16 protein-coding genes and 1 pseudogene are annotated in these 17,117 nt (G+C 33.0%); 4 read left to right on the forward strand and 13 right to left on the reverse strand.

The features are described 5' to 3' along the window. Nucleotides 1-370: 370 nt before the first annotated feature. From rpoD to AAGD39_RS05385, 3 genes are read right to left on the reverse strand one after another with little or no spacing between them, the layout of a single operon-like run. Nucleotides 371-2,287, reverse strand: coding sequence for an RNA polymerase sigma factor RpoD (rpoD, locus tag AAGD39_RS05375; protein ID WP_341756359.1), 1,917 nt, complete (start codon nt 2,285-2,287; stop codon nt 371-373). 17 nt (nt 2,288-2,304) lie between these two features. Continuing rightward, entirely contained in the window at nt 2,305-4,077 is a 1,773-nt protein-coding gene (gene dnaG, locus AAGD39_RS05380) for a DNA primase (protein ID WP_341756360.1), read from the reverse strand. After that, nucleotides 4,074-4,694, reverse strand: a complete 621-nt coding sequence (locus AAGD39_RS05385; RefSeq protein ID WP_341756361.1) for a diacylglycerol/polyprenol kinase family protein — start codon at nt 4,692-4,694, stop codon at nt 4,074-4,076. The genes dnaG and AAGD39_RS05385 overlap by 4 nt, the downstream gene beginning before the upstream one ends. 73 nt (nt 4,695-4,767) lie before the next feature. On the opposite strand from AAGD39_RS05385, the gene greA reads away from it, so the two are divergent. From greA to AAGD39_RS05405, 4 genes are all read left to right on the forward strand, one after another. After that, complete coding sequence (gene greA / locus AAGD39_RS05390) at nt 4,768-5,259, forward strand: transcription elongation factor GreA (RefSeq protein WP_341757244.1); 492 nt, start codon at nt 4,768-4,770, stop codon at nt 5,257-5,259. Nucleotides 5,260-5,665: 406 nt separating this feature from the next. Continuing rightward, nucleotides 5,666-5,869, forward strand: coding sequence for a 50S ribosomal protein L35 (gene rpmI / locus AAGD39_RS05395; RefSeq protein ID WP_341756362.1), 204 nt, complete (start codon nt 5,666-5,668; stop codon nt 5,867-5,869). Nucleotides 5,870-5,896: 27 nt separating this feature from the next. After that, entirely contained in the window at nt 5,897-6,253 is a 357-nt protein-coding gene (rplT, locus tag AAGD39_RS05400) for a 50S ribosomal protein L20 (RefSeq protein ID WP_341756363.1), read from the forward strand. Between the two features lie 77 nt (nt 6,254-6,330). Continuing rightward, complete coding sequence (locus AAGD39_RS05405) at nt 6,331-6,480, forward strand: hypothetical protein (protein WP_341756364.1); 150 nt, start codon at nt 6,331-6,333, stop codon at nt 6,478-6,480. 140 nt (nt 6,481-6,620) lie between these two features. Here AAGD39_RS05405 and AAGD39_RS05410 read toward each other — a convergent pair. From AAGD39_RS05410 to virB9, 10 genes and pseudogenes are all read right to left on the reverse strand, one after another. Then, nucleotides 6,621-6,851, reverse strand: a pseudogene (locus AAGD39_RS05410) (integrase core domain-containing protein); the annotation flags it as partial. Nucleotides 6,852-6,938: 87 nt separating this feature from the next. Next, nucleotides 6,939-7,277: a hypothetical protein gene (locus AAGD39_RS05415; protein WP_341756365.1), complete on the reverse strand. Its 339-nt coding sequence runs from the start codon at nt 7,275-7,277 to the stop codon at nt 6,939-6,941. 180 nt (nt 7,278-7,457) lie between these two features. Next, entirely contained in the window at nt 7,458-8,669 is a 1,212-nt protein-coding gene (locus tag AAGD39_RS05420) for a palindromic element RPE1 domain-containing protein (RefSeq protein ID WP_341756366.1), read from the reverse strand. A 360-nt stretch (nt 8,670-9,029) separates the two neighbouring features. Then, on the reverse strand, nt 9,030-9,908 hold the full coding sequence (gene sucD / locus AAGD39_RS05425) for a succinate--CoA ligase subunit alpha (protein ID WP_341756367.1): 879 nt from the start codon (nt 9,906-9,908) through the stop codon (nt 9,030-9,032). A 172-nt stretch (nt 9,909-10,080) separates the two neighbouring features. Further along, on the reverse strand, nt 10,081-11,013 hold the full coding sequence (locus AAGD39_RS05430) for an Rpn family recombination-promoting nuclease/putative transposase (RefSeq protein ID WP_341756368.1): 933 nt from the start codon (nt 11,011-11,013) through the stop codon (nt 10,081-10,083). A 45-nt stretch (nt 11,014-11,058) separates the two neighbouring features. Beyond that, entirely contained in the window at nt 11,059-12,219 is a 1,161-nt protein-coding gene (gene sucC / locus AAGD39_RS05435) for an ADP-forming succinate--CoA ligase subunit beta (protein WP_341756369.1), read from the reverse strand. A 560-nt stretch (nt 12,220-12,779) separates the two neighbouring features. After that, nucleotides 12,780-14,246, reverse strand: a complete 1,467-nt coding sequence (locus AAGD39_RS05440; protein ID WP_341756370.1) for a proton-conducting transporter membrane subunit — start codon at nt 14,244-14,246, stop codon at nt 12,780-12,782. After that, on the reverse strand, nt 14,246-15,661 hold the full coding sequence (locus AAGD39_RS05445) for a proton-conducting transporter membrane subunit (RefSeq protein ID WP_341756371.1): 1,416 nt from the start codon (nt 15,659-15,661) through the stop codon (nt 14,246-14,248). Before AAGD39_RS05445 ends, AAGD39_RS05440 begins: the two co-directional genes overlap by 1 nt. After that, the gene (locus AAGD39_RS05450) at nt 15,658-16,026 is read right to left on the reverse strand and encodes a Na+/H+ antiporter subunit C (RefSeq protein ID WP_341757245.1); all 369 of its coding nucleotides are present in this window, start codon (nt 16,024-16,026) and stop codon (nt 15,658-15,660) included. The genes AAGD39_RS05445 and AAGD39_RS05450 overlap by 4 nt, the downstream gene beginning before the upstream one ends. Nucleotides 16,027-16,370: 344 nt before the next feature. Beyond that, nucleotides 16,371-17,117 (reverse strand): P-type conjugative transfer protein VirB9, encoded by a 747-nt coding sequence (gene virB9 / locus AAGD39_RS05455; RefSeq protein ID WP_341756372.1) that lies wholly within the window; start codon nt 17,115-17,117, stop codon nt 16,371-16,373.

Consider the following 17,117-nt stretch of genomic DNA (forward strand, 5'->3'; position numbering starts at 1 on the left):
GTTTAACCAAAGAATAATGTTTGTCATCCCTGCGAAAGTAGATATCTAAAACAACGCCTAAAAAGCCCTAAGGTATATAGATTATTGTCTACGCAGGAATGATACCTTTTGCATTTAAATATAGTAGATGTTCATATTCTAGATTTTTGACGGAGCGACCAAATAATGTTGTGCCTAAAAATTTGCACCCCTTATATCTATAGCCCTTCCGGCCTTATGCTTTATTAAAAACTGCGTAAGTTGGGATTTGAATGCATATGTTAGGTGCTATAATTAATGACAATTTCCAAACCATTATTCCTGACCATTTTGCCAACTCTTCGCAGTAATTTACACTCCAATCATTGAATAATAAAAAACCTCTACAAAATTATCCGCCAAAGGCAGAATCTGAAGAATTGTTTTGCTTTCTCCCACTACCCCGGAAGCTACTAAGTTTTTTAGACCTAGTTGGATGTTTCAATTTGCGTAGTGCTTTGGACTCTATTTGTCTAATACGTTCCCTAGTGACGTTAAATTGCTGTCCTACTTCTTCCAGTGTATGATCAGTATTCATCCCTATACCAAATCTCATTCTTAAAACCCTTTCTTCACGAGGAGTAAGGGTTGCTAATACTCTAGTTGTAACCTCTCGTAAATTCGATTGAATCGCCGCATCAAGTGGTAATATAGCATTTTTGTCTTCAATAAAGTCTCCCAAATAACTACCATCATCATCGCCTACTGGATTTTCCAAGCTAATTGGCTCTTTAGCTATCTTCATCACTTTACGTACTTTATCAACTGGCATAGAAAGGCGAGTGGCAATTTCTGCTGGAGTTGGTTCATAACCTAGTTCATTTAGCATCTGCCTAGAAGTACGGATAATTTTATTAATTGTCTCAATCATATGTACAGGAATACGTATAGTTCTGGCTTGATCTGCGATAGCTCTAGTAATAGCTTGCCTAATCCACCAAGTAGCATAAGTAGAAAATTTATACCCCCGACGATATTCAAATTTATCAACAGCCTTCATTAATCCTATATTTCCTTCCTGAATTAAATCTAAAAACTGTAGTCCACGATTTGCATACTTTTTAGCAATAGAAATAACTAGACGAAGATTAGCTTCTATCATAGCTTTTTTAGCTCTAAGGACCTGTCTTTCTCCCTTTTGTATTGTATGTACTAATTTTTTAAATTCAATAATTGGCAAACCAATAATCATTTCCATAGCCTTTAATTCGCTAATCATTTGATCAGTGCTATCAGATTCTTTAGCAAGGAAACTTTTCCAATTAGACTTCTTATTTTTTTGCATTTGCCTTTTCCAGTTCTCATCAATTACTGCTCCCATATATTCACTTATGAAACATTGACGAGTTATGCCATATTTTTCAGCTAACTTAAGAAAACTCCCTTCTTTGTACACTAATTCTTTATTCAGACTATATATTCTATTAAGAATCTCCTCCGTTCTTTTAGAGTGAAAATGAATACCAGAAATTTCAACAATTATTAATTGTAGATTTTTGGCATATTTTTTGTTATCTTGTAACCCCTTAGGTTGAGGATAACGGGCATAATGTTTTTTTGCTTCAACTAACAGCTCTTCAGAAAGTTTAGCAATTTTTTCCATACGCTTGACAACAGCAGGTAATAATTGTAATTCAATAGTAGCTATTGATAAATTACTAGCTTCTTCATGTTCTTCATGTTCTGATTCCAAATCATTATTGTGATTATCTTCAGCATTACCACAATATTCGTGAACCATATTAGCTTCTAGATCAATCAAATCCCGAAGTAGAATTTTTTCATTAGCTAAATCTTCATGCCATTTAATAAAGAACTTCATCGATATTGGATTTTCACAAAGTGACTTAACCATTATCTCCTTGCCTTCCTCAATATCTTGAGCTACTTCTATTTCAGCCTCACGAGAGAAAAGCCCAACCCCTCCCATATCTCGTAAATATAATCTTACTGGGTCGTCGGTTGAACCTAGATTTTCCTCTTCGCTGTCATCTTCAGACTCATTATCAACATTATTAGACAGTTTAAATTCTTCATCTACATTAATATCAAGTTTAATCTCGTCCTCATCCCCTTCTATAATATCAACTCCAGCCTCAGAAAACTTTGATATTACCTTTTCCACATCATTTACTGATATATTATTAGTGATTGGAATAACTTTGTTTATATCATAATAAGTAACTGCCTTGCCTTTTGCTTTGGCTGATTTAACTAAGTTATCAACTGCTTCGCCTTTTTCGTCCACATTCTTTTTTACATCCGTCATAATTTATAAACCTTAGGTCAATTAGTAAAAGATTCGTTTAGATTATAAAGCTCTTTAGAAACCTTCATAATCTCTTCTCGGTATAACATAGCTTTTTTCAACTCTTCATCTGATCCATTTTGAATAATGGTTCTATATTCTTGTTTTAGTAGTACTAGGTGATATTTTTTATGTAACCATTGCCAAAGCAAGTCAGAATCTATATCATTCTTATTAAATGATATATCTAGAAATAGATTATTAGGTTTTGACAATACCGAAAAAGTGTTGTAAAATCCATCTTTTTCTGCCAAATCAATAATATTTTCCTGATCTAATATATCATTGTTAATAATCTCTGCAAAATACCAGTCACGAAAATCGTCAAGCATTTTATTTTGAAAATTTAACGTTAATAAAAAATCCTTTATTTCTTGCTTTTTAACTATTTCTGGAAACTTTATGAACATTATACAAAAAACTTGTTCTAACATCTCAATCTCTGAATAGTCCGGAGCTGAAAATATTACATTTGAATTTTTTCTTCCCCCCTTACTTTGACGTTTAATTAAATTTTGCCATATTTGATCTTTAAAATATCTATAGTAATTATGGCTCAAGGTCCTATCTTTTATTTGCTTACAATAATCTCCAAGATTTTTTTCTAAAATAGCTTTGTCTTCTGGAGTTACAAAAGTCTTGCCTTCGTATTCGGAACGCCAAATCATTTCGGATAGATTAATCCTTTTATCAAAAATTGTGGCAAAGCCCTTTGCCCCATCTTTATTGATAATATCATTAGGATCACTACCACTAGGTAACATGACAAAGGAAATTTTCTTATTACCATTTATCAACGGTAATACTAGGTTAATTACTCGCTGAGTAGCTTTTATTCCTGCCATATCGCCATCTAAGCAAAGTGCTATTTCATCGCCCGCCCGCCATAATTTCTGCAGATGATTTTCTGTAACTGCAGTACCAAGACTTGCTACGGTTTCTTTAAAACCAGCCTGGTGCAAGGCAATAACATCTAAGTATCCCTCAACCAAAATTGAATGGTTTTTCTTATAAGCAACACTAATCGCATTATTCTCTCCATATAATGTTTCATTTTTCTGAAATAATATGGTTTCCGGAGAATTTAAATATTTAGGCAATCCATCACCAATTACTCGTCCCCCGAAACCAATTACCTTATTATAGATATTTCTAATCGGAAAAATTACCCGGTTATAAAATATTTCATACATTGTACCATCATTTCTCTTGCCCACTAAGCCTGCTTTTTGAAGTTTTTTCAAAGATATTGATTTTTTTTCAAAAAATTTCTGCAATTCCTTAGCTGGAGGGGCAAAACCAATGGAGAATTCCTTAATTGCTTCTTTACTAATACCACGATCATCTAAATAACTACATACTTCTTGTGACAATTGTGATGCAAAAAACCTTTCTGCCATCTCTAAGATATCAAGTAGTTCATCTGATTCTTCATGCAGTTTTTGTTGTTCTACGGTTAATTTAGGCAATTCAATGCCATAATCATTAGCAAGTTTAATAGCCGCTTCTTTGTAAGATAAACCACTAAGGCTAGCAACAAATCTTATAACATCTCCGTGAACAGTGCAGCCAAAGCAATAATAAAATCTCTTGGCATCATTTACCGTAAATGATGGAGACTTTTCAACATGAAAAGGACATAGCCCCAAGTAATTCCCAGATTTCTTAGTTAAAACTACTTTTTGCCTAACAATATCTGATAAATTAATCTTGGTTCTGAGAAGTTCATAAAATTCTAATGGAATTCTCATAAACCTAAAATGAAGGTGAATATGGTGGTAGAAACGCAGTAAGTAAGCGGTATTAATAAATTATCGTTGATCAATAATTCTTTTGCATAAAATTCACCAATAGTAGCAACTATAGAACTAATTATGATAACAGTAAAACTAGTATGATAACCGACGAAAAAATACACTAGCATGCTAATAAAAATTGCAGAAATTAGAAAGGCAATAGAACCCTCCAATGATTTACCATTTTCTAGAGGCTTACCTATTTTGATACCAACTAATGCAGCAAGACAATCAGCTATTATTAATATAAACCAAGATGAAATAGCCAAACCTTTTGAGAATAAAAGAGCTGTCAAGAAAAATCCAATCACCATAAAACTACTGCCACTTAACCTGAATGAACCGCTCTCTTCCTCAGGTCTCATAAACTTTGTAAGAAATCTATCCGTAAATTTTTTAACGTATAAATTGTAGTGCCTAGCAATATCTATATATAATACACAGGTGGTAAGTAAAAATAATAATGTAGTAACAACTAATTTAGATGAAAATAAATAAAAAAGCGGTATAATAAGGCTGTACAAATGGAAAGTTTTGCGTTGTATCTCAAATTTAAAGATTTTAGTTTGCATAATATCTAAAAGGGTCGTTTGACAAAGTTTAACACAACAAATATACTAGAAAACTTAACTTAGACAAGACATTATTATGACAAAATTTCCTATTACACATAAAGGGTTCGATAGTTTAGAGAAAGAAATCAAACACCTTAAACATATAGAAAGACCAAAAGTAATTGAGGCTATAGCGACAGCTAGAGATTTTGGAGATTTATCTGAGAATGCGGAATATCATGCAGCAAGGGAGAAGCAAAGTTTTATTGAAGGTCGTATTTTAGATCTTGAAGATAAAATGGCAAGAGCTGAAATTATTGATACTTCAAAACTCTCAGGTGACAACATAAAATTTGGTGCTACAGTTAAGTTGATCGATGATGAAACGGAGGAAGTAGTTGTCTACCATATTGTTGGAGAATATGAAGCAGATATAACTAAAAAAAGAGTATCGATCGTATCGCCAATTGCTAAGGCTCTCATTGGTAAAATGGTTGGAGATATAGTAGAAGTTACAACTCCCAAAGGTTCAAAATCTTATGAGGTTTTGGAAGTAGCCTATCAAGAATTAGTAGATATTTGAGCATATACTCTGCTGCTTTAAAAATTGGTTTCGTAACACTTCATGATATAATAGTTCCCATATTTTAGATACGAAAATAAGAGGAATGAGATAGAATCCTCTAGGTTGCTGTGAACAAAATTTAAATTTTCTATATTTTGAATATTTTAAAGCGAAAATTAATAAGATTTTTGCTGGAATCAGTTAATCATATTTCAAAAAAATCTCATAATTTGCAGCTAAAAAGAGTCAAAATAGAGTAATTTAAATTTTGTTCACACAGCCTAGTACCAGCCATGATTAGGTAATATAAAAAATTAACTTGCAATAACCTATAAAAAATATTATACTTCCCTTATAGCAATGTGGCTTTGGTATGCCTAGTTTTTGCTATACAGTCTTAAAATACCAGATATAAGGAACTATAATGCCTAAATTAAAAACAAAATCAGCTGTAAAAAAGCGCTTCAACCTTACCGCTACTGGTAAGGTTTGTGCCACTCAAGCTGGTAAAAAACACTTCATGAGACGTCGTACAAAAGCTCAACTTCGTAACCTTAGGGGAACAACGATTCTTTGTACTCAAGATGCAAAGAATTTAAAAAAATTCTTCCTCCCATATGGAATTTAACAACTTAACTAAGGAAATAGGTGAGATATGTCACGTGTAAAATCAGGAAAAGTTTCAAAAAATCGTCATAAAAAAATTCTCAAACTTGCTAAAGGTTACAGAGGACGGTCTAATAATTGCTTTAAGATAGCAATTGAGAAGGTTGAGAAAGCTCTACAATATGCTTATAGGGATCGTAGAAATCGCAAACGTGATTTTAGAGGACTTTGGATACAAAGAGTTAATGCTGCAGTGCGTGAGCATGGTTTAGTATATTCACAATTTATGGGTGGACTTAAAAAAGCTGCAATAGGTATCGATCGGAAGGTGTTAGCTGAATTGGCAGTTAACAACCCACAAGGTTTTGCAGATATAGTGGCTCAAGCCAAGGCGCAGTTGCAATAGATTTTTTTAGACTTACCTAGGCTGTGTGAACATTTCTAAGTAGGAGAGAAAAATTGAAAAATGTGATAGTGTAATTTATGAGCAAAAAAAGCACTATCAGAGATGAATTATTTATTATGGTTCATGGAGGGCTGTTCATAAACGATTCAAGCACTGGAGTGATAAAGGAATATGGGGTATTTTATTTGAGAATAGCAAGGAACAACCAGATATGGAATCAACAATGATTGACGCTACTATAGTTCGTGCACATGCCTGTTCATTTGGCTATAAAAAAGTATAGTGCCCCCAATTGTCAAACCAAAAAAAATAAGTTAATCCGTTTTTAACTATTAAAAAATACAGATAATACAAAATTTCAACATAGTTAATTCTCTTTTATTGGCCGATAAACATCAGCTGGTCTTTTATAATTGAGAGATTGATTTCGTCTCTCATTGTTATACCACTTAATAAATTCATTCAGTATTTTCTCTAAATCAGCTATACTTTCAGGCCTATAATAATATATTGCTTCTTGTTTTATTGTTCTCCACAATCTCTCAATATTTATATTATCAAAGCACCTACCTTTATGATCTATACTGATTTTAATATTATGCTCAATTAGACACTGTTAACAAAGCTTATTTAATTGATGAATAAAGTCTTTTTTGCTGCAAATTATAAGATTTTTTTGAAATAGCTATACTATTGCGGCAAAAATCTTATTAATTTTCGCTAAAAAATCCATTAATTCATCAATCAAATAAGCTTTGTTAAAAGTGTCTAATAACCTTGCTTGTTGCCTAATTGACAGATTATCGTGAATATCTAACATACTGACTCTACTATTATAATCTACAGTTTTAATTTTTTTAAGAAAATTATTTTCAACTGTAATTTCTCCAATCAGTTTATGTAAAATATTTATCTCTTGCTCTAATATTTTCAACTGCTTATTTCTTTCTGATTCGGGCAGAAAAATATCTTTAGCAGAGTCAAGTAATTTTGCTTTCCACTCATGTAAATTAGTTTGAGGCATCTTATGTTCACTACTAATCTCACTACACTCTTTTTATCACTAATTAATTCTATAGCTAACTTCGCCTTAAATCCTGGTGCATATTGTTTCTTAATACTCATTTTCTTTCCTTTCAATTTACTTGTTTTTAATAAATTTACTCGGATTAATCTATTTTTTTGGTCCTATTTTAGGGGGGCATTATAACTTATATTGGTCAACAGATGGTTGGCTAAATGGATCGATTTTTAGATAATTAGCAATTAGTATAGTACTCAACATTGTGTGAATAATTTGATCTACAATTATATCCTCATCGATATGTACAAAATTCTCTAGCAGCACTGGTCGCTTGACTTGCACTAATGCATTATATATATTGTTAGCATGAGCAGCTAGACTCATGTCGATATCTGAGTTTGCTTTGTTGTTAGTAATAATTTTATAAAATTTATCATCTGGACCTTCTAAATAAAGTTGCAATTGACTGTGTTGATCAAATGTTCCTTTTGCTATTATAGGAGTTATACCAAACCCATTCTTACCAAGTGATTCAGCTATAATCTGTTGTTGCCACCTACATAAATCATCTAATTGATAACTATAATTAAACATAACTAACATATGTCTATTTAAAGAATATTGATTAAGGTAATACTCAGCTATCTGACAAATACTAGAACCATCAAGAATAGACCTCTTTCGAAACTCTACTCCTGCTGGTGGTTTGTACGTCGAGCAGGTACTCGAATCCTCACGTACATTTGAGTACGCTGCGGTTCTGCGCTCCGTGCCTCCTTCAAACTCCTCAGCACAAGCGAGTTTCGAAAGAGGTCTAATGATATCTGATATTTTTTGAAAAGCAGCTGCAACGACTTTATCTACATCAACTCCTGCAGTTGTTGCTGGTATCAAAGAGGCATTAGAAATTATGCCAAATCTTCCGCTGCTTACATTATCATACTCTAAACAATTCGCCCCAAAAGATTTCGCTAAATTATATAACAAGCTATTACTAAACGGTACTATTACATAAACATTTTGAGGGAAAACACGTAAAACTTCCAAAACATACTTAGTTAATAAATAGGTTTCATTGGTATTCCCAGACCTACTCAATGAAAAAAACACTGCTTTATCTAAATTAACCAGTGCCAATTTTTTATCAATTGCCAACTGATCTAAATTATCAAGATATATTAGCCTTTTAGTAGCTACTGCCTTCATACTTAATAATGCTCTAACATTTAAGCAAGATGCACCAAAACCTATAATAATCACCGTATCATATTTTGCAGTGAGCTGATTTGCAAGAGCCTTTATTTCATCTTTCTTGATCAGCTCAAACCTTAAGAAATCATATTTATTGGCTTTAATCTGTAAAATAAGGTCATTATATAGTTTGCTCAGCATTTAATCTCCGCTTAATGTTTTTAAACCTGAGTAGGTTTTTGATATTTTTATAAGTCTCTAAATGTCATTACGAGCAGACGTAAGCTAACGAAGCAATTATGTTTCGTGTCATCCATGCGAAAGAAGCGATATAGATATACTCTTCTGCTTTAAAGAATTGTTTTTTGAAAATATCAGGGACTCGTATACTCACGTACTATAGTACGCTGCGTGTACTCGCCCATCATTTTCAAATCCAATTCTTCAAATCATTTGAGTATACTTATATCACATTTTTAAGACGTTATTTGATATGCTAATTTAATCCGGACTTTCTAGGAGTCTGTGGGAATAACATCTTTCTATTAAGTCTTTTTAAGTTTAGATTCTTCCTAATAATTCAAACATAGTTTTCCCGATATCAGCTGGCGATCTAGTGATAGTGACTCCCGCGCTCTGTAGTGCCTCTAACTTGTGTTCAGCTGATCCTTGTCCATTAGAAATAATCGCACCAGCATGCCCCATTCTTTTTCCTTCAGGGGCAGTAATACCAGCAATGAAACTAACTATTGGTTTTTTAATCTTTGAACTTTTTATTAATTCAGCAGCCTTTTCCTCAGCGTCTCCCCCTATTTCGCCAATCATAATAAGCGATTCTGTTTCATCATCTTGTAAAAACATTTCAATACAATCAACAAAATCAGTACCGTTAACTGGATCCCCACCAATACCAATACAGCTGGATTGACCAAGGCCAATAGCTGTAGTCTGGGCTACCGCTTCATATGTTAAAGTACCGGAGCGAGATATAATTCCAACTTTTCCTCTTCTGTGAATATAGCCAGGCATTATACCAATTTTACATTCATCTGGGGTAATAATGCCTGGACAGTTAGGACCAATTAATCTAGTTTTTGATCCAACTAATGCCCTTTTGACCTTTATCATATCAAGTACTGGTATACCCTCTGTAATACACACTACCAATCTAATTCCTGCATCTATAGCTTCCAAAATTGAGTCAGCAGCAAATGGTGGTGGAACATAAATAACACTGGCTGTAGCCCCGGTTTTTTCAACTGCTTCATGTACTGTATTATATACAGGTAAACCTAAATGAATACTCCCTCCTTTTCCAGGAGTTACCCCTCCTACCATTTTAGTACCATAATTTATGGCTTGTTCAGAATGGAAAGTCCCTTGAGAACCAGTAAAACCCTGACAAATTACTTTTGTATTTTTATCAACTAATATTGACATATATGCATTTTCCGTATTTTTTGAAATAGTGATTGAAATAGACCTATTTTAAGACTAAAATATTGTAACAAAATAACCTTTTAATTCTGCAGAACATCTTGGAGTATAACAATAACCAATCTTAATCTGTGTTTAAAAATTATTTACAATGCCTAATCTAATAATTCGTCATTTACTGTACTTTCAGTAATTCATTGATTTTAGTAATAGATAGTCCAGTCATTCTAGCTACTTCTTCAATAGATCTACCATTACTTATCATCATTTTTATTAATTTAGCCTCCCCTCTGGCTTCTCCAATTTGAATACTTTTTCTTTTACCAATCTCTATCCCTTCTTCTTTCCATACTTGAGCTATACTAGGCATAAGTTCCTCTCCTTTTTCTTTAGTTAAACTGGTGATTAACATTTTTTCTAATTCTATTTTATCACTTTGCTCAATAAAGGTCAAAGTATAGTGTAATAGATTTCTTATATGGTCATAACCTATGCTCACTTTAGTTAATTCAGGTAAGAGATCAGAGATTTCTTGCCATCTTTTCAGTAACTGACGCTCGTGGATATGTTTAAGAAAAAATAGCAGAATACCAGACCACAGCTTTTTCTTAAGCTCTTCATTTGGGATATCATGCACGTTAATAAGCTGACAACCATTTGTCCAGAAGTATCTTGCTAAGTCTGAGTAGGTAAATAAATCCCATATGTTAAGCGGGGCATCATATTTTTTCTTGCCATTGTACAACACTAACGGATAGATTAATGGAAGGCTTTTAGATTTAGGATTAATAGTTAAATATCTATCACAAATATTCACCATATATTTAAATAACCTGAACGCCATTAGCTGATCAACAGTACTTTGATGCTCCAATAACAAAAAAATATAACCATCCGTATCATTGAACTTAACAGAAAATAATACATCTGATATCCTTTCAGAAAGGTCTGGCTCAATAAAACTATCTTTTTCTAATTTTAAAGTTGTGCTATCAATTAAAGCCAGTACATCTTTAGGTAAGTGAGTTGCCAAAAACTCCTTGGCAACTATTGGATTCTCCATAGATTTACGAAATATTTTATCATGTTTTGGTCTGTCTGGAGTCATATTAAAAGAAAAAGCTATTTTGTAACAATGTCTAAGTTCATACAATTACTTTACCGCAGCAACAATTTTAACGGCAGCATCACCTAAATCATTTGCGGCGATTATTTTTAAACCAGAATTTGCTAAAATATTTTTACCTAACTCAAAATTGGTGCCAGCTAAACGTACAACTAGAGGAACCTTGATACCAATCTCTTTTACTGCAGCAATAATCCCCTCAGCTATTATATCACAACGCATTATTCCGCCAAAAATATTCACTAGAACTCCTTGTACTTGCGAGTCTGATAGAATTATTTTTAGTGCTTCCGTTACTTTCTCACGATCAGCTCCACCACCAACGTCTAAAAAATTTGCTGGTTCAGCACCATAAAGCTTGATAATATCCATTGTCGCCATAGCTAATCCAGCCCCATTCACCATACAACCAATAGTACCATCCATCTTGACATAACTAAGACCAAGGCTATTTGCTTGCATTTCAAGAGCATTCTCCTCATCATTATCTCGCATATTTAAAATATCAGAATGTTTAAATAGTGCGTTATCATCAAAGTTAATCTTGGCATCAAGTGCCAATAAACTACCATCAGACTTTGTTATTAATGGATTAATTTCAATTTGGTTAGCATCAGTTGCTATAAAAGCCTGATAGGTTGATTCAACAATTTTCATCATTTGTTTTGCTTGTTCGTTTTTAAAGCCAAGCTTGTACGCTATTTGGCGACAATGAAATGGTTGTATACCTGTTGCAGGATCAACTGATATTTTGATAATTTTCTGTGGAGTATTATGAGCAACTTCTTCAATATCTACCCCACCTTCAGTAGAGGCTATAAAGGTTACCTTGCTATTACTACGATCAAAAACAGCACTAAAATAATATTCTTTTAAAATATCACAGCCAGATTCAACATATATACGACGCACCTTTTGCCCAGCAGGTGATGTCTGATGAGTTACTAGGTTAATTCCAAACATCGTGTGAGCTGCCTTCTTTGCCTCTTCTTTACTTCTTACAACTTTTACACCACCAGCTTTACCTCTACCACCTGCGTGGATTTGAGCTTTAACCACATATAGTTCTGCCTCTAGACCGTCAATTAGTTTATCAATATCTTCTTTTTGCAATATCACAACCCCTGTTGAGGTAGGTATGCCATATTGCCTCAAGATCATCTTTGCTTGGTATTCATGAATATTCATTTTTATAATTTTTTAAATAATTTAAGCCTAGGTTCTTGTATATATAATATATATTTGAATGACCTGAAGAGTGGAAGCAACAAACAAAAGGTGAGTGTGCTAGTTATATGTACACAAACAAATATACCCCAACATTCGTAGCCAATATCTTCAAAGTACTTGATTATACTACAAATGTTGTTCATCTGTAAAGCCTCATTTAATATTACACTCTTCAATTTTAAGACATACAACAATAGGTGATCTGTATAGGCTACTAGACAACATGAAAAACGAGGTAAGAAGAATTTACAAAACCTTTAATCTCAAGCGAGCAGACCAAGTTGAAATATATCTAAAATAAGCAAATAATGTTGTGCCTAAAAATTTGCACCCCTTACATCTATAGCCCTTCCGGCCTTATGCTTTATTAAAAACTGCGGAATCCGGGAGCTTTACAACACTTGTTACCTCATGCTGCATCAATTTTGGTTCTACGCTGTTGGCTATTCTTTACGTAGACTGGATTCTCACCAGCTATTACTTACGCACTTTGCTTGGCACACTGACGGAGCAGCTTACTATATAAATATAAAAAACTTCTTAATAAAAATCTGTATAAAATAAAATAATATGATACAACATGAACATATAATTAAGCTAACCATCATGGAATTGGGCAATTTATGTTCTAAAACCATTTTAGAACTATTAGCTATAGTTGGCTTATAAATAAATATCACAAGCTTTGCTAAATAAAGGGCAGAGAATAACGTACTTAAAGCCAGTACCCCCATAACTAATATTTGATTCTGTTCGGCAGCTGCCAACATAATATAAAACTTACTAATAAAACCACCAAAAGGAGGAATACCGATTAAGGATAAACTGGCAATAAATACCATAAAGCTGGTTTTTGGCATTTCTTTACCAGCATTGATCAGGTCAGAGACTTGGTTAGTTTTCTTTAAGCTATAAATACTTCCCATCCCATAAAACAAACAGATTTTAGTGAATGAATGTGAGGATAAATGTAGGATAGCTGCTCCTATAGATTTTGAGGTAAACATGAAGCTACTCAATAAAGCTATCCCTAACTGGTTAATCGTAGAATAGGCTAGAATCTTCTTAATATTATCACTAGTTAAGGCTTTAAAGGAACTATAAAATATGGTAATAATAGGGAAGAAAATAACCCAATTAAATTCTACAAAAATAGATTGTAAATATTTAAGACCAAAAATATATATTAGAATTTTATAAATACAAAAAAGCCCCGTTTTAACAACTACCACCGCATGTAGTAAGGCACTTACTGGGTAATGTGCTACCATTGCTGCTGGTAACCATTGATGCAAAGGGTATAAGGCTGCCTTCGATATGCCAAAAATAAACATTAATAATAAAATTATTATTTGACTCCTAGAAAAATAATGTTCGATAAAACCTTGTGATGTAAAATCACCATGCCCTGCTTTAGCATAAATAATTATTAGGGCTGGCAAGAATAGTAATATCCCCGAGATCATCAATATTTTTAAATATTTATAGACCCCGACCATAACTTTGTCTCCACCACTATGACCAATTAATGGAGCAGTTGATAATGTTAATATTTCATAAAAAATAAACATAGTAAAAAGATTTGAAGATAATGCTACCAGCCCACCAGATAATACACTTAGATTAATGAAGAATAAAAAGCGACTAGAATTATCAATATTATTAATTGTCAAATATTTTGTGGTGTAAATTAACGCACAAATCCATAAGAAACTCAGTAAGGTTAAGAAAATGAGGCTTAACGCTTCTAAATGCAATCCAATAGCAAAATTACTGAATATATTTATTGATAGATTGGCTCTTACTCCTTTCAGGAATAACCAATCAATAATTAAAATATTGACAGAAAAGAAGCTACTAATGGTAATTAATAAGGAGTTACGCGTATTATTATCACTATTACTAATAAAGGGAGTAACTAAATTTAGCATAGCTAGAAGTAAAGTTGATAAAATCAAAAAACTAGGAGTAACAGAAGGGTACATTACTGTCCCCCTAATATTTGTAGTTGGTTTAAGAATATTGGCAGGAGAAATTGCATTATACTAACAAAAATTAGCCCACTATATTTATACTTAGTGCTAGACTGTAATAGTGTATAATTAGAGTGATGCCAACATAGTTTTTTGGCAATTTTATAATGATAAAGTAACGACATAGCCGAACTTATAACAATAATCACCAACTCTAGCCACATATCTTCCACAACCAGCAACTCAAAAATACTAAGCTTAATGAAAAACATACTACTTATTGGCAAACCACAGCTGCAAATTAGGCTAAAAACTACCAAGACCCGCCACAACATATTAAACGGTTTCGAAATATCAGAATAAGCAATGATCAGAAATAAAGCAATCTTGTTAATGCTATCAGCAAACAAAAAGGGAAATAACAGTGATTCACCTCTAGGAATAACTAAAAGCAAAAACATATAACCAATCTGTACTGCCGAAGAATAGATAACAATATTTCTGACTTTCTCTTGGCTACGACAAGCAAAATATGTACATAACATAATAGTTACCAAAGAAATCGGTTTGATAAAACTTGCTAGATCATTAATGATTACGCTATAGTTAATGGTAAAATGAATGAACCTCAATATTATATAAAGACCCATTATACTGGAGATACTAGCGAGATATGTCAAAATGATCGGAGCAACTGAGGAATATGCTCTAACCATCCAAAAATGCATAGGGAAAAAAGCCGTTTTTAATATAGCACCAATTAGAAAAAAACTAATAGCTAGTTTAACTATTTTACAGTCATAATTGGTTTGAAGCAGCATCGAAACATCTGACATATTAAGGCTGCCAGTAATGCTCAATAAAAACCCAATGGCTATTAATATTAAAGTTGCCCCAACCGTACCGAGCATCAGATAATCAAAAGCACCGATGACAGATTTGGGGTTATTGCCCTGTGCCATTAGTGCATAGGTACTTAATGAAGATATTTCAATAAATACATAAAGATTAAAAAGATCGTTAGTACTTAATATACCAAGATACCCACTATGGGCAAATAATAAAAGTGAGTAAAATAACGATTGCCTTTTGTTATCAATAAATTTAAGTACGGTAGTTGTAAGCAACTTGTTACAAAAAATTAGAAAAAATAATAATACACCATTAATATAAATGATTATAGGTTGGTTCAGATAATCTAGCTTATATTCAATACCTATAGGTGCATGCCAATTACCAAAATCATACGACACGACACCTTTATTAATTGCTGATAAACCACAAATACTTAAAAATAAACTTAGTGCAATCGAAATAACTGCTATAATTCGAGTGGCAAGCACATAACGAAAGGTTAATATTGAAAATAATGCTCCAAAAAATGGCAGCAATACTTGCAGAGCGGGAAAATGTTTAATTAATATCATTTATTCCAATCATTCGTAGTCGCTTCGCTAAAATTAATTTCATGCTCCGATATAGTATTAAATTGCTTAGAAATACGATAAATCAAGCTAAGCCCTAATGATAATGTAGCAAAACCAACAACAATAGCTGTGAGCATCAATACCTGGGGTAACGGGCTTACATAAAGCTGAGAGTCCTGCGGCAAACTACGCTCAATTGGTACAATACCGCCATTCACCTTACCAAGCATCAGGTAAAAAATTAGTACCGAACTTTGCATGACACTTAGCCCAATAATCTTACGAACATAATTATCACTGGTTAACATTATAAACAAACCACTAGTTAATACCAGTAATATTAAAAAATATAAAATTTTTGAGATATATATAATTTCTAGAAACATTGCTACTTAACTTAATTAATACACTTCCTGCATATGGTTAACTCCAAAGTCATTGTGAGTAGGCGTAAGCCCCACAGCTGCCAAAAATTATAAGAGGAAACGTTCTTAGAAGGACAATGTCATTGCGAGGAAGACCGTAGGTCAACGAAGCAATCCATAAAGTAATTAGAAATGGATTGCTTCGTCGGCTTATGCCTCCTCGCAATGACCTCGTTATTTTTTCGCAACTTTTAAGTTGTCCTAATGACCTCTAAAACAGCTTCCTCTTCTAACTTTCGTTGCCACTAAAGTAGCCTCTCGCAATGACGCAGGAGCTATAAAGTCTAATATGGCTTAAATGCTTCATTAAATACGCACACTATTTTCTTACCATGACGTATTGATAGTTTGTGAAATACCTGTTCGATAATCACCATATTAGCATTATCTTGGGCAAGTCGATAATTTACCATAGATTCTCTAAGAGCTTCATCAACTGCAAAAATAGCTGGTAACTCAGCATTCTTATCTCTGAATTGTAAGTAAGTATACACTCCATCATCAAAAATTTTAATTGGGGCGATTGATTCATTGCCACTTATCGAATAATTAAAATTATATTTCTCAGGATGAGATAAATCAATGTTAGCTGAGGATGTAACATAATTTTGCAAATAATCTCCAGAATTCTCATCATCAGGATAGATAAACCTTAAATTAAAAACCATTTCTGGATCCCTCATATCTGAGGTTTCTGCAGCATATAGTTCAAAAAAGTAAGTCCGCTTGTTAGTAATAATCGTCATATTAGTTGTAGCATCTTGTTCCATTGGTTTAATAAAAATTCGATGACCAGCTGGTACTATTTGCCAAGAAGTAGTATCCCCCATAGAAATACTAACTATTTCTTCCTCTTTTGCTAACTCTATACTAGCTTGATAACCGTAATATCCGGTGAACTTAAATACATCATCAGGGCTATATACCATTATCCTAATTCTACTGTCGATTGATAATGGTCTAGATTCTCTAACAGCTAACGTAGTATTGACAAAAAATACTACCATAAAAAATATTATTAATTGCTTCAT

Source organism: Candidatus Tisiphia endosymbiont of Nemotelus nigrinus, from assembly GCF_964026475.1.
GTDB lineage: Bacteria > Pseudomonadota > Alphaproteobacteria > Rickettsiales > Rickettsiaceae > Tisiphia.